This window comes from Pseudomonas sp. PvP028 (assembly GCF_017832255.1).
GTDB lineage: Bacteria > Pseudomonadota > Gammaproteobacteria > Pseudomonadales > Pseudomonadaceae > Aquipseudomonas > Aquipseudomonas syringae.
This window is the reverse complement of sequence record NZ_JAFIBL010000001.1, coordinates 4288091-4303193: the sequence shown is the minus strand read 5'-3', so window position 1 is coordinate 4303193 and position 15103 is coordinate 4288091. Positions and strand designations below refer to the sequence as shown.

At 60.6% G+C, this 15103-nt stretch carries 6 protein-coding genes (1 of these 6 only partly in view); 3 read left to right on the top strand and 3 right to left on the bottom strand.

Annotation, left to right across the window (positions count from 1 at the left end; genetic code table 11):
• Positions 1 to 397: 397 nt before the first annotated feature.
• From syrC to syrB1, 3 genes are all read right to left on the bottom strand, one after another.
• Complete coding sequence (syrC, locus tag JOE34_RS18660; RefSeq protein ID WP_046266456.1) at positions 398 to 1609, bottom strand: syringomycin E biosynthesis aminoacyltransferase SyrC; 1212 nt, start codon at positions 1607 to 1609, stop codon at positions 398 to 400.
• Between the two features lie 72 nt (positions 1610 to 1681).
• The gene (gene syrB2, locus JOE34_RS18655) at positions 1682 to 2614 is read right to left on the bottom strand and encodes a syringomycin E biosynthesis L-threonyl-[L-threonyl-carrier protein] 4-chlorinase SyrB2 (protein ID WP_003383694.1); all 933 of its coding nucleotides are present in this window, start codon (positions 2612 to 2614) and stop codon (positions 1682 to 1684) included.
• Positions 2615 to 2631: 17 nt separating this feature from the next.
• Positions 2632 to 4476, bottom strand: a complete 1845-nt coding sequence (gene syrB1, locus JOE34_RS18650) for a syringomycin E biosynthesis L-threonine--[L-threonyl-carrier protein] ligase SyrB1 (RefSeq protein ID WP_209996423.1) — start codon at positions 4474 to 4476, stop codon at positions 2632 to 2634.
• A gap of 332 nt (positions 4477 to 4808) precedes the next feature.
• On the opposite strand from syrB1, the gene JOE34_RS18645 reads away from it, so the two are divergent.
• The 3 genes from JOE34_RS18645 to sypA all read left to right on the top strand — a co-directional run.
• Entirely contained in the window at positions 4809 to 5870 is a 1062-nt protein-coding gene (locus JOE34_RS18645) for a TauD/TfdA family dioxygenase (protein ID WP_024959042.1), read from the top strand.
• Positions 5871 to 5950: 80 nt separating this feature from the next.
• Entirely contained in the window at positions 5951 to 7651 is a 1701-nt protein-coding gene (locus JOE34_RS18640; RefSeq protein ID WP_046266454.1) for a cyclic peptide export ABC transporter, read from the top strand.
• Positions 7652 to 7789: 138 nt separating this feature from the next.
• Positions 7790 to 15103, top strand: partial view of a syringopeptin non-ribosomal peptide synthetase SypA gene (gene sypA, locus JOE34_RS18635; RefSeq protein ID WP_209996421.1) — the start only. Its footprint extends 18387 nt past the window's final position; only the first 7314 of its 25701 coding nucleotides appear in the window; its start codon is at positions 7790 to 7792; its stop codon lies beyond the right edge, outside the window.

The window sequence follows — 15103 nt, the reverse complement described above, 5'->3', positions numbered from 1 at the left end:
CTCAAAGCACCTGTTTGCGAAATCAATTGGCTCGTCTCCGGTCGAAGGGCGGCGCGGCATGGCGCTGGACGAATGCCAGTCGGCGGGAGGATTAAGAACATTGAAAAAAAAATAGAGCATCCACCTGGGGATGTCTGTCATGGGAAGCTGGGACAACTGCGCGCGGTGGTCTTCCGGGCTGGGTGATCAATGACTCAAGGCTACGCTGCGCCTCGCCGGTATAAAGGCCTGGACCGATTCCATTGGCCTATGGAGCGGGTCGGTGAAGGAAGGTTGGTGCTTCGCCAGTGTGGCGCTTTGAAGGTGAGCCGGTCGCCGCCGCGCTCAAGGTCGCCGCGCAGAGTAAAGTCAGGGGCCTGAGCCCCCCTTTTTTACTCGACGAGGTATCGAACCACTGTCAGGCAACAGCGGGCTGAAGAACTTCTTCGAGGAAGCTGAAGGCGGTTTGTTTCGATTGATGGCTTGAGGCAAAGAACGCGAGGTGGCTGCCATCGCGCTCTACGTGCAGCGTGGCGTCCTTGATCGACGCGGCGATATACCGTGAGCCGCCGATGTGCGTAGTCGAGTCGGCATCGCCCGCCACCACCAGGGTTGGCGCGGTGATGCGCGTCAGTCGTGGTGCCAGCTCGGTCTTGTTCAGCGCGTCATTCAGGCGCGCATAGCGATAAAACAACTCGGGATTGACGTAGGGGTAAAGCACCACGTGGGCAATGGGCTCAGGGGTGGTGGCCAGCGTCGCCTGGTCCAGGAACATCGTTTGCAGGTCAGCAGCCTCGCCACGATCCTGAGCTGCGCTTTCCATCAGCCACTCGAAGTTTTGCTGGTGAGCGGTGCGCAGGTCGTTGTCGCCCAGGTTGTAATCCCCATGCCACAGGCTCAGGGAGTTGACCCGGTCGGCGTGGGCAGCAGCGGTGCTCAGGGCGATCACTGCGCCGCCGCAGATACCCATCAGATGTGCGGTTGATAACCTGAAGTGATTCATTACGCTGATCATGTCGGCAACCTGGGCATCGGTGTCCACCGCGATCTGGTCGAATGCCTCGCAGGCACCGAACAGCCCTCGGGTCTCCCAGGTCACGACAAAAAACCGCTCGCTCAAGGCATTGAACCAGTCGCGGCAGAGATCGAACGGAATGCCGCAAGGCAATGCCAGAACCACGGGAGGCAGCTCGCGGTTGGCGCTCGCATGCACCAGCAAAGGCGCATGGTCACGGGTGGTCAGGTGCAATGTCTCGATGTGCGGCACTGCACCGCTGAATTCAAAATGCTTGAGCAGTCGATTGAAGGCGGTGACGTCTTCAGCATCGTCGAAGTGCTCGTAGCTGTAGTCGAGCGCCTCGCAGAGTTTGCGGCTTATAAAGTATTCGAACGACGACAGTTGTGCCTCGCCACCGTGCAAGTACTGCAGGGTGCGCACACCAATGCGCGCAAACGCGGCATTGATCGCCCGCTCTGTGGCTCGCACGCTGGAGCACGCCGGCTCTGGCAGCGGGTCGTTGTCCCGGGCGAGAAAGCTCAGGCACACGGGATCGGGCAAATTGAGGGCAAGGTGCCTGAGCATCCTCACCGTCTCGCACAGACGCATCGCTGCATCGGAGGAAATAGTCATGGATCTACACTCTTTGTTGGGCGCTTTTTTCAGGCACATTGCGCGAGGCTACGTTCGTCTGACGTCTGTGGGTCAGACCGCTTCGAATTTCTTGCCGCGTGTGGTGTGGGTCACGAGACGGTTGTATTCGGGTGTTTCGTCACCGATCACCTGCACCGCGCCGTATTTCTCCAGGCTGATGCGGCCGCCGTACTCTTCGATGTGGTCCGAATCCGGATAGACGTGCACGAACGACGGTACGTAGCGTGACGCGAAGCCCATGCGCATCTCCTGTGATTCGCCGCTGTGCGGATAGGACGCATGCATCAGCGTTGACCAGAAAATGATGAACTGCCCGGCTTTCATCTGCATGGGCACAGCAGAGGCCTCGTCGGGTTTCCAGTTCTCATCGATCTGCAACTGCCGATAGTCGTAACCGAAGAAACCGCGACGCACGCCATCCTTGACCACCGAGTTGTTGGCATCGGGTTCATAGCTCATGCGCTTGGTTTCGTCGTAATTCATGCTGTTCTGGGTGCCAGGAATGAACTGCAGGCAACCATTGGCAATGTTGGCGTCGGTGAACGCCGTCCAGACGGTGATGGTGCCGCCGAACTCTTCATTTTCCGGCCAGATGATCTGCGGCTTGCCGGAAGCATTGGCGAACGTATCGGCCTGATGCCAGTCGGTGCCTTCATCGCCCGGATACTTGGGAAAGAACTCGGTGCGCCAGCAGAGCACATTAGGTCCGAGGATGCTTTCGACACGGTCACAGATTTCCGGGCGGCAGATATGGCTGGCCAGGAAATCATCATCCAGATGGCGGTCGTAGTTGGCGATGTTGGTCCCCCCGGAAATGGCGTCCAGATCCTGGTAGGCCGCGGCGCTGCGGTCGAGCAGGCGCAGACGGGTGCGCTTCCAGGTTTCTTTCATTTCTTCTGGCGAATAGGCGTCAAACGGACCGATAAAACCATTTTTCTCGAACGAGGCACGCTGTTCCGCAGTTAAAGCGAATTTTTTGCTCATGAGCTTTTCCTTTTCGGTCAATGGGCTTGAACAAGGCTACGGGAGATGTGGTCGGCCAGAACTTTGGCCGTTGCGCCGTCCGCCAGGATCCCGGGGTCGAGGTTGATTTTGTAATGTGTCTTGAGCTTGCTCAGCGAGCGGATCAATGCCAGTGAAGTGCCGCCGGAATCGAAGAAATCATCATTGACGCCGATGTTTTTCAGACCCAGGTCTTCGCTCCAGACCTTGAGCACGAAGTGCTCCTGTTCACTGAGGCCCTTGACGTCTGCCGCGCTTGAAGGCGCCGTGCCAGCGGCAGGCGAGGGCAGTTGTTGCTTGTCGATTTTGCCGTGATGAGTCACCGGCAGTTCTGCCAGCGGCACATACACCGAGGGCCGCATGTACTCCGGCAAACTTTCGGCCATCAACGCGGCAACTTCGCTGCGAGCCTGTTCGGTCCAGGCATCGACGCCCTGGCCTGGTACCACGTAAGCCACCAGGCGCAGGTCACCATCGCCGTAATCATGTACGCCGACATGGGCAGCGGCCACGCTGGGGCTGGTTTGCAGAGAGGCTTCGATCTCGCCTGGCTCGATGCGAAAACCGCTGATTTTCAATTGCTCGTCGCAGCGACCGGCATAACGGTATTCGCCATTACTCTCCAGGATCATCAGGTCGCCAGTACGGTAAGCGCGTATGGCACCGGGCAACTCGACGAAGCGCTCGACGTTGAGCGCCTCACGGTTCAGGTAGCCCTGAGCCACGCCAGCACCTTCGATGTACAGCTCGCCGGTAGTGCCTGCCGCCACCGGCGCCAGGCTGGCGTCAAGCAGGTGCAGGCGCCAGCCGTCCAATGGCTTGCCCAGCGACACCATGGCCGCTGTTTCCAGGTCCTGCGCCAACACTCGCTTGAAGGTGGTGTGAACGGTGGCCTCGGTGATGCCGTACATGTTGATAAGTGCAGGTTTCTGGTCGCCATGGCGCTCGACCCAGGGACGCAGCACAGCGGCGGGTAACGCTTCGCCACCGAACACTACGTAGCGCAGCGCCAGCGGCGCGGTGTTGCCACGATCGGCCTCATCAAGACCACGGAAAGCCGATGGCGTCTGGCTGAGTACGGTGATGCGCTGATCGGCGAGCCATTGACGCAGAGCGGCAGGAGAGCGCGAGACGTCATACGGGACAACGGCCACCTGGCCGCCGTGGGCGAGGGCACCCCAGATTTCCCAGACCGAGAAGTCGAAACCGATGGAGTGGAACATCGACCAGACGTCCTGGGCGTTGAAGCCGTAGGCGCGTTGAGTACTTTCCAGCAGGCGACTGACGTTGCCGTGGGAAACCTGTACGCCCTTGGGCTCACCGGTGGAGCCAGAGGTGTAGATGATGTAGGCAGTGGAATTACTCGGGTCGATACGGGTGTCTTCAGCGGCCGGTTGCAGCGCCGGCGCGGACAGTAACTCGTCGAGCGCCAATACGCGCAGGGACGGTATTTTCGGCAGGTTGGCGGCATCACCGATGACCAGGCTCAGCTCGCTGTCGCGCACGATGTGCTCGACGCGTTTGCCAGGGTATTGCGGGTCGACCGGCACATAGGTGCCACCGGCTTTGAGAATACCCAGCAGGCTGGTGACCAGATCGACGCTGCGCGGCAGGTACATACCTACACGCGTGCCATAGGTCACACCTTCATCGCGTAACCGTGCAGCCAGCTTTGTCGACAGCGCGTCGAGCTGTGCGTAGCTCAACGTCCGGGCCGCATCGCTGACGGCGGTACGCTCGGGAAATTGTCGCGCCCTGTCACTGAATATCTCGTGCAGGAAAGCACCGGGCTTGAGAGGGGCTGACGCGGCGTTAGGCGATTCGTCAGTGTTCGTAATCGGCATGACCAAGGCTCCTGTGTAATAACCAGATGCAGCGTTCAAATCCGCTGCAATCGAGACATCCCTGCGGCCTGAGGAATCCGTCAATGGGCCGGCATGATCCGCAGTTGTCGCATTTCAGCACCGACTGTCAGCCGGCGTCTGTCGAGGGAAATGGGGACAAAGCCTGCCCAATCTCATCACCACGCATCGACCCGCTGTGCGACCGCTGTCCCGGATTGCGGTGACAGACGCTTCTGGTCATCAGTGTTTTGATTCTTGCGCGGTGCCGGAGCGTGCTGGTCTGGCTCCATACAAAAAGTGGATGTGAAGGGCTGAGGTCCAGGAGTTTGTTCATGAGTCTTCAAGCTAACACTGCGCCCGTTTTCGCTGACCAACGGCAAGCGGATGCGCCAAGCTGGCCCGACAAGGCCGCTGACCCCTCGGTGCGGTTGTCCCTGCTGGCGGCCGACATCAGTTTGCCGATAGTGGTCGAGCCAACCGTTGATGAACTGGACCCGGCCCAGTGGGCCAGCGCGCGACGCGAGGCGATTGAGGCGCTGCTGTGTCGTCACGGCGCAGTGTTGTTTCGCGGGTTTGACCTGCCTTCGGTCGCCGCCTTCGAAGCGTTTGCCGAGGCGCTGTCGCCTGGCCTGCACGGCACGTATGGCGACCTTCCGAAGAAGGAAGGCGGGCGTAATGTCTATCGCTCAACGCCGTATCCCGAGCGCGAGATGATCCTTTATCACAACGAGAGTTCTCACCTGGAAAGCTGGCCACGCAAGCAATGGTTCTTCTGTGAGAAGCCATCGCAAGTGGGCGGGGCGACGCCACTGGCGGACATTCGCCAAGTGCTCGCCTACCTGCCGAAAGAGGTGATCGAGCGTTTTGAAAGCAAAGGTCTGCTTTACAGCCGCACCTTCACAGCCGGTGTCGAGCCCAGTTGGGAATCGTTCTTCGGCACCTCCGAACGCAGCGCTATCGAACAGCGTTGCCGCGAGCAGGGTACGGACTTCGAATGGCTCGACGGCGACACCCTGCAGCTTCGCACCCTCTGCCCGGCGGTAATCAGCCATCCGTTCACCGGCGAGCGTGGTTTTTTCAATCAGGTGCAGTTGCATCACCCCTATTGCATGGGCGAGGAACTGCGCGAGGACCTGCTCGACATGTTTGGCCCCGACCGCCTGCCACGGATGGTCAGCTATGGCGACGGCTCAGCCATCGAAGACTCGGTGATGGCTTTGATCGGTGATGCCTACGAGGCGTGCGCGGTGCGCTTCGACTGGCGAAAGGGCGATGTCGTGATGCTTGACAACATGCTCGTCGCCCATGCCCGTGACCCTTATGAAGAACCCCGGCTGATCGTCGTGGCCATGGGTGAAATGACCGCTCGGGGCGATGTCTGGCGACCGGCCTGAATGATCGATATCCAGTGAAACCGCCAGGGCGTTCAACCACCGGCGCCCGCGCGGGCCAATGCATACAAGGACAGCAAGCAATGAAAACCAAGCAAGAGAAGAAGACCAGACCGGGCTCGATAATGCGTCTGCTATGGAGCAGCCATCCTTGGCTGACGTTCTTTACGCTGCTGACGGGTCTGATCAGCGGCGTGGCTTCCATTGCCGTTGTCAATGTGATCAACCAGGCGATTCACGAGGAGACCTTTCAGCGTGAGTCGTTGTTCTGGTTCGTTGGCCTGAGCCTGGTTGCCCTGGTTTTCCGCAACGGTGCGGCGCTGTTTCCAGCCTACGCCAGCATGCGCATCATGACCCGCCTGCGCATTGCCCTGTGCCGCAAGATCCTCGGCACGCCGCTTGAGGAAGTCGACCGCCGCGGTGCGCCGAATGTCCTGACGATGCTCACCAGCGATATTCCGCAACTCAACGCCACGCTATTGATCATGCCAACGATCCTCGTGGAGTCGGCGGTATTTCTGTTTGGTATTGCCTATCTGGCTTACCTGTCCTGGGTGGTGTTCGCAATAACCATCGGGCTGATGGTGCTGGGAGTCGTACTGTACCTGCTATTTTTCGCGGGCGGCATCAAGTACACCCACAAGGTGCGCGACGAGTTCACCGCATTCAACGAATACACACACGCGCTTGTGTTCGGCCTCAAGGAACTGAAACTCAACGGTATTCGTCGCCGCTGGTTCAGTCGCTCGGCGATCCAGGAGTCTTCGGCCCGGGTCGCGAGGTACAACTACATCGAACGGCTCTGGTACACCACCGCTGACAACGTTGGCCAGTTGACCCTGTCGCTGCTGATCGGTTGCCTGTTGTTCGCTGCTCCCATGTTCGCTGTAATCGATGCCAAGACCATGAGCGCCAGCGTGCTGGCGGTGTTGTACATCATGGGCCCGCTGGTGATGCTGGTCACCACCATGCCGATGCTGGCCCAAGGACGTATCGCCTGCACACGTCTGGCGGATTTCGGATTCTCCATCAACGAACCGCACCCGGAACCGGAAACCAGCGACGCCGACAATGTGCTGCTCCTCGATCACAAGAAGTCCTGGGGCAGGATCGAGCTGAAAAACGTCCACATGAACTACACGGACCCACTGAGCAATTCCGGGTTTGCCCTGGGGCCTATCGACCTGACAATCCAGTCCGGTGAGCTGATCTACATTGTCGGCGGCAACGGTTGTGGCAAAAGTACCCTGGCCAAAGTGCTCTGCGGCCTGTACATCCCGAAAGAAGGTCAGCTACTGCTCGACGGTACGGCAATCACCGAAGACTCGCGCAGCCACTATCGCGATCTGTTCTCGGCAGTGTTCTCCGACTTCCATCTGTTCAACCGGCTGATAGGTCCTGACGAGAAAGAACTGGCCAGCACCGACCAGGCGCAGAAATACCTGTCGACTCTGGGCCTGGAAGACAAGGTCAAAATCGAAGGGCAGGGTTATTCAACTACCAAAGCCTTGTCATACGGCCAGCAGAAACGCCTGGCCCTGGTTTGCGCCTATCTGGAAGACCGTCCGATTTACCTGCTGGACGAATGGGCCGCCGACCAGGACCCGCCATTCAAGCGCTTCTTCTATGAGGAACTGCTGCCGGACCTCAAACGGCGCGGCAAGACCGTTCTGATCATCACTCACGACGACCAGTACTTCCAGCTGGCCGATCGCATCATCAAGTTGGTCGATGGTTGCATCGTCTCCGACGTGAAGTGCGCGGTGCAGGACAAGCGCGCCTGAACTGAAGCGCGGTCCAAATTTCCAGGGATGATCCTTCGCAAAACGGCATGAAGCGCGCTACTCCCTGGCCCCGAATCGACTATCGGCTGTCGCCGCCTCTTGCGTGCGACAAGGCCAACCCTTTGCGAGAAGAAATGTATGGCATTTGTCCTGACCGCTGCCCAACGCAATATCTGGCTGGACCAGATGACCCAGGGCGACTCGCCGCTATACAACATCGGCGGCTACGTGGAGATCGAAGGCCCCTTCGATTCCGGGATATTCCAGCGAGCCTTGGACCTGTTGATCGAGAAGCATGATGCGCTGCGCATGGTCCTGCTCGAAGAGCGGGACGAGGAAGGCGTGCCGATGCAGACCTTCGCCACGAGCATGCCGATGCTTGTGACACCGTTTGACCTGCAAGGGCGGGACGACCCGCGTCAGGCAGCCGAACACTGGATGCAGACTCAGCTTGAACAACCGTTCAAGCTGGAAGGTGGACCACTGTTCCGAGTGCATTTGCTCAAGCTCGAAGCACAGCGTTTCTACTTCGTGATTCATGCCCACCACATTGCGCTCGATGGCTGGGGCATCGACCGGCTCTGTGCGTCCGTCAGTGAGCTTTACAGCGTATTGCACGATCAACGTGTGCCCGATCTGGCGGCACCGTCCTATGTCGATTTCATCAAGGACGACCGCCAGTATCGCGAGTCGCCACGCTTTGCTCTCGATCAGGCCTATTGGCTGGACAAATACCGCGACATCCCCGATCCATTGCTGGCGCCACGTCACCAGGCTCGGATTCAGCACCCGGCGACGAGCCGCAGCGGCCACCTCAGCTACGGCATGGACCGTGGCCTGGAGCAGCAGATCGAGGAGCTGGCCCTGCGACTGAACGCCTCGTCGTTCCACGTTCATCTGGCAGTGCTGTACGTGTACTTCACCCGCGCCTGTCAGCGTGATGAACTGGTCATCGGCTTGCCGATTCTCAACCGTTCCACTGCCAGCTACAAAAAGACCCTGGGGCTTTTTACCCAGCTCAGTTCAGTGCGTCTGAAATTCAGTCCCGACCTGACGTTCGCTGAACTGGTCCAGGGCATCTGTCGGGCAGTCAAGCAGGATTACCGCCACCAGCGGTTTCCGGTCAGCGACCTTAACAGCTTGCTGGAATTGCGCCGTGCCGAGCGTACGCAATTGTTCGACCTGACGTTTTCTTATGAGCGCCAAAACCAACTGCTTCGCTTCGGCCAGGCAAGCGCCCGCGCCTTCAAGTGTTCAAACAACCACGAGCAGACACCGCTGGCCATCCACCTGCGCAGCAACGCTTGCGACACTGAATCGCGGCTGCACTACATCTACAACGAGGCCTATTTTCAGCACGACGAGATCGTCCCGCTTGCCGAGCGCTTGCAGCAAGTCACGGAGCAGGGGCTGGCGAACGAACAACTGCCAGTGCATGAGTTCTCGCTGATCAGCAAGACCGACGCCTTGCAGATTCAGACGTGGAATGCCGGTCAGCCACATTCCGCCGAGTACCTGACGATCCACCAGCAGTTTGAAGCCCGCGCCGCAGAGCGACCAGACGCCGTCGCGCTGATGTTCGAAGGGCAGACCCTGAGCTACGGTGGACTCAACGCGCGTGCCAACAAGGTCGCGCATCGTTTGCTGGCACAGGGTGTACGCCCGGACGATCGTGTAGCGATCTGCGTCGAACGCGGCCCGGCAATGATTATCGGCTTGCTGGGGATCCTCAAATCCGGCGCCGGTTACGTGCCACTGGACCCTGCTTACCCGCTCGAGCGTCTGGCCTACACACTCGGCGACAGTGCGCCGGTAGCATTGTTGAGCCAGCAATCAGTACAACAGGCGTTGCCGGTGTCGGATGTGCCGCTGATCTATCTCGACGATGTCGACTTGCAGGATGAACGCGCCTGCAATCCGCAAGTAGCGGTCAAACCCAGCGGCCTTGCCTACGTCATCTACACCTCCGGCTCCACCGGCCTGCCCAAGGGTGTGATGGTCGAGCATCGCAACGTTGCACGACTGTTCTCGGCCACCCGGGACCGGTTCGGTTTCAATGAACAGGATATCTGGGCGCTGTTCCACTCGTTTGCCTTCGACTTCTCGGTCTGGGAAATCTGGGGCGCGCTGCTGCACGGCGGGCGTCTGCTGATCGTGTCGCAATTGGTCAGCCGTTCGCCTGAAGACTTCCACGACCTGCTGTGCAGTGCCGGGGTCACGGTGCTCAACCAGACGCCGAGTGCATTCCGCCAACTGATCGCGGCCCAAGGCGACAAAGGGCAGGCACATTCGCTGCGCCAGGTGATTTTCGGCGGTGAAGCGCTGGAAACAGCGATGCTCAAGCCGTGGTATGCCCGCAAAGTAAACGCCTCAACACAACTGGTAAACATGTATGGCATCACCGAAACCACGGTGCATGTGACCTATTACCCGTTACAGCCTGAGGACGCGCAGTGCGTCGGCGCGAGCCCGATCGGCAAGCGCATTCCTGACCTTCAGCTGTACCTGCTGGATACCTACGGCCATCCGCTGCCACCGGGTGCGGTGGGCGAGTTGTACGTCGGCGGGGCAGGCGTGGCCCGTGGCTACCTCAATCGCGACGAATTGAACGCGACGCGCTTTCTCGATGATCCATTTGCTTCGGAACCGGGCGCGCGGATGTACCGCTCTGGCGATCTGGGTCGCTGGTTGCCGGACGGCAGCCTGGAATACCTGGGCCGCAACGACGAGCAGGTAAAGATTCGCGGTTTCCGTATCGAGCTGGGCGAGATCGAAGCTCAATTGAGCGCCTGCCAAGGCGTGCGCGAAGCTGTGGTCGTGGTGCGTGAAGACGAACCGGGCGACAAGCGTCTGGTGGCGTATGTCATCGGCACAGCAGACCTGGAACCCGACGCTACCTATTTGCGTGAACAGCTGCGCCTGTCGCTCGCCGAGCACATGCTGCCAAGCGCTTTTGTCAGTCTGCAGGCGTTCCCGCTGACCGCCAATGGCAAGCTCGACCGCAAGGCACTGCCGCTGCCCTCGGCCGAAGCTTATGCCCGGCGTCAATACGAGGCACCGCAAGGGCTGACGGAAACCCGCCTGGCCGGGTTGTGGACCGAGTTGCTGGGCGTCGAGCAGGTAGGCCGCCATGACCAGTTCTTCGAGCTGGGTGGGCATTCGATGCTCGCGGTGAAACTGATCGAACGCATGCGCGACATCGGTCTGAATGCCGACGTGCGCGTGCTGTTCGGCCAGCCAACCCTGGCCTCGCTGGCGGCAGCCAGCGGCAAGGTCACAGAGGTGCAGGCGCCCACCAATAAGATTCCCGCCTATTGCCGGCACATTACCCCGGACATGCTGCCTCTGGCCGCGCTCACCCAGGCCCAGATCGACCGGGTGGTCGCCAGCGTGCCGGGCGGTGTGAGTAATGTGCAGGATATCTATGGGCTGGTGCCGTTGCAGGAAGGCATCCTCTATCACCATTTGGCGAATGAGGAGGGTGATCCATACCTGTTGCAGGCCTTGTTGCGGGTCGATAGCTTCGAGCAGTTGCTGGACTTTACGGAAGCCTTGCAGCAAGTCATCGATCGTCACAACATTCTGCGCACGGCTGTGGCCTGGGAAGAACTCGACGAGCCGGTGCAGGTGGTCTGGCGTCAGGCACGGCTGAGGGTGGAGGCGTTTTTACCGCACCCGGATCAAGGGGATGTTGCGGCCCAGTTGCAGGCACAGTTCGATCCACGGCGGATACGCATGGACCTGCATCAGGCCCCGATGATGCGCCTGCACTACGCCGAAGATCCCGTCGACCAAAGCTGGGTTGCGGTGCTGCTGTTCCATCACTTGATCGACGACGCCACCTCGCTGGCTTTGCTCGGCGCAGAGATCGAGGCGTTCAGACAAGGGCGCGGCGAACATCTGCCCGCGTCGGTGCCGTATCGTAATCATGTGGCTCAGGCGCGATTGAGCGTAAGCCGCGAGGAGCATGAGGCGTTTTTCCGCGACATGCTCGCGGATGTTGACGAGCCGACCCTGCCGTTTGGCCTGCAAGACGTGCAAGGCGACGGCAGCGGAGTCGACGAAGCGCTATTGCCGGTTGAGCCGAAACTGGCCGGACGTCTGCGCGCCCATGCGCGGCGCCTGGGCGTCAGTAATGCCAGCCTGCATCACCTCGCCTGGGCCCAGGTGGTCGGGCGCCTGTCGGGGCGTCAGGATGTGGTGTTCGGTACCGTGTTGATGGGCCGCCTGCTCAGTGGTCAAGGCGCCGAGCGGGCCCTGGGCATGTTTATCAATACCTTGCCATTGCGCGTCGCTGCCGGAGAGCAGGGCATTGAGGCTGCAGTGCGCACCACCCACGCCCGGTTGGCGGCGTTGGTCAGTCATGAGCATGCACCGTTGTCACTGGCCCAGGGATGCAGCGGCGTAGCAGCACCGACACCGTTATTCAGTGCGCTGATGAACTACCGCCATGTCGCGGTCGGCGCCCAGACACCCCAAGAGGCAGGGCAGACCAGACTCTGGGGCGGTGTCGAGGTACTCGGCGGTGAAGAACGCACCAACTACCCACTGTCGTTATCGGTAGACGACCTCGGCGAATCCTTCGGTCTGACCGTTCAGGCGGTGGCCGGAATCGATGCCCGGCGCATCTGCGGTTACATGCACACGGTGCTGGAACAACTGGCCGACGCGCTGGACAACCGGCCCGATGCTGCCTTGCACAGCCTCGACTGGCTGCCCGCGCACGAGCGTCGCCAATTGCTGGAAGATTTCAACGCGTTCGATAGCGCCTACCCGCAAGACCTTTTGCTGCACCAGTTGTTCGAAGCTCAGGCAGCTGCGCAGCCCGATTCGGTGGCGGTCACCTACGAAGGCCAGCGCCTGAGTTACGCCGAGCTCAATCAGTGGGCCAACCAGATTGCCCACCGGTTGATCGCTGCAGGCGTTGGTGCTGATGATCGCGTAGCGATCTGTGTGGAACGCAGTCTGGAAATGATCGCCGGCCTGGTGGGCATTCTCAAGGCCGGCGCAGGCTACGTGCCACTCGACCCTTCTTACCCTGAAGAACGTCTGGCCTACATGCTTGAGGACAGCGCACCGAAAATGCTGCTGACCCAACGTGGTTTGCGCGAGCGCTTTGCGCAGGCCGCCATGCCGGTGTTGCTGCTGGAAGCTGAGGCCCGCGCCGAGAGCGGTATCGACCGCGCGCCGGCAACCAACCCGCAGCTCGCAGGGCTTGGCGCGCAGCACCTGGCGTACCTGATCTACACCTCGGGCTCTACCGGTCAGCCAAAAGGCGTGGCCATGCCCCATGCGTCGCTGGTCAACCTGATGCACTGGCAGATCGCCCAGTCTGTCGAGGACCGTCGCCCGAGGCAACGTACCTTGCAGTTCGCAGCACTGGGTTTTGATGTGGCCTTTCAGGAAATCTTCAGCACCTTGTGCGCAGGTGGCGAGCTGTCGCTGATCCACGCTGATACTCGTCTGAATTTCCGCCGCCTGTTCGAGCATATCTGCGAGCAGCGTATCGAACGCCTGTACATGCCGTGTATTGCCCTGCAGGCATTGGCCGAGGCCGTGGTTGACGAGGCTGAACAGCCTGAGTGCCTGTTGCAGGACGTGATCACTGCGGGTGAACAACTGCGAATCACCGAACCGATGCGGCAGTTATTCGCCCGTCTGAGCGATGCCCGCCTGCATAATCACTACGGCCCGACCGAGTCCCACGTGGTCACGGCGCTGACTCTCGATGGCGATCCACAGGCCTGGCCGACCTTGCCAAGCATCGGCCAGCCGGTGGCCAATACCCGCATCTACCTGCTCGACGAACACATGCGCCCGGTGCCGGTGGGCGTCGCGGGTGAACTGTACATCGGTGGCGCAGCTGTCGCCCGTGGCTACCTGAACCGCGATGACCTGAGCGCCGAACGCTTTATCGCTGATCCGTTTGCGAGCAACGATGTCGGCAACCCACACGCGCGCCTGTATAAGACCGGCGACCTTGCCTGCTGGCAGGCGGACGGCAGGATTGTTTACCTGGGCCGTAACGACGATCAGATCAAGGTGCGTGGTTTTCGTATCGAACTGGGGGAAATCGAGGCACGCCTTGGTCAATATCCAGGCCTGCGCGATACGGCAGTGCTGGCCCGCGAGGACGTTCCAGGTGAAAAGCGCCTGGTGGCGTATTTCAGCGTGCAGGCCGGCCAGGTTGTGCCCCAGACCGACCAGATGCGCCTGCATTTACAGGCTCTGCTGCCTGACTACATGGTCCCGGCAGCCTATGTACACCTGGAAAAACTGCCGGTGTCGCCCAATGGCAAACTGGATCGTCGTGCGTTGCCACAGCCATTGGCCGATGCTTTCGCCAGTCGCGACTATCAGGCGCCGCTTGGCGACACCGAGACCACGCTGGCCGCACTATGGTGCGAAGTACTGAGTGTGGAGCGGGTCGGTCGGCAGGACCATTTCTTCGAACTGGGCGGTCATTCGCTGCTGGCGGTGAAGCTGATCGAGCGCATGCGCCAGGCTGGCCTGAGTGCCGATGTGCGCGTGCTGTTCGGCCAACCGACCCTTGCCGCACTCGCGGCGGCCGTAGGCGGCGGCATCGAGATCGAGGTGCCCGCCAACGGCATCCCCGAGGGCTGCAGGCACATCACCCCGGACATGCTGACCCTCACAGCACTGGACCAGGCGAGTATCGAGCGTATTGTCGCCGGCGTTCCCGGTGGCGCAGCGAACGTGCAGGACATCTACCCGCTGGCGCCGTTGCAGGAAGGCATTCTTTACCATCATATTGCTGCCGAACAGGGCGACCCGTATCTGCTGCAAGCGACCTTCGCCCTGCGCGACCCGGCACACGTACGACGCTTTGCCGAAGGCTTGCAGGCGATGATCGATCGCCATGACATCCTGCGCACGGCGCTGGTCTGGGAAGATCTGGAGCAACCGCTGCAAGTCGCTCTGCGCCGGGTCGAGCTGTCGATGGAGCAGATCACCCTGGCCCCGGACGGCGGCGATATCGTCGCTCAGTTGCAGAACCGTTTTGATCCGCGCGAGTGCCGCCTCGATCTCAGGCAGGCCCCGCTGATTCACCTGGCCTTCGCCGAGGACTCTGAGAACCAGCGCTGGGTGGCGATCCTGCTTTTCCACCATATTGCCCTCGACCACACCGCGCTGGACGTGATGAGCGCAGAAATGCTCGCTCACTTGCAAGGTACCGCAGCGCAACTGCCGGCGGCGATGCCTTACCGGAATTACGTGGGTCAGGCCCGTCTGGGCGTGAGTCGCGAGCAACACGAAGCGTTTTTCCGCGAGATGCTTGGTGATGTCGATGAACCGACCCTGCCGTTCGGCCTGCTTGAGGTTCAGGGTGATGGGCAGGGCGTCAAGGAGGTTCGCCATGATCTTCCGGCTGATCTGTGTCAACGTCTACGCACTCAGGCTCGGCAACTGGGGGTGAGTGCAGCAAGCCTG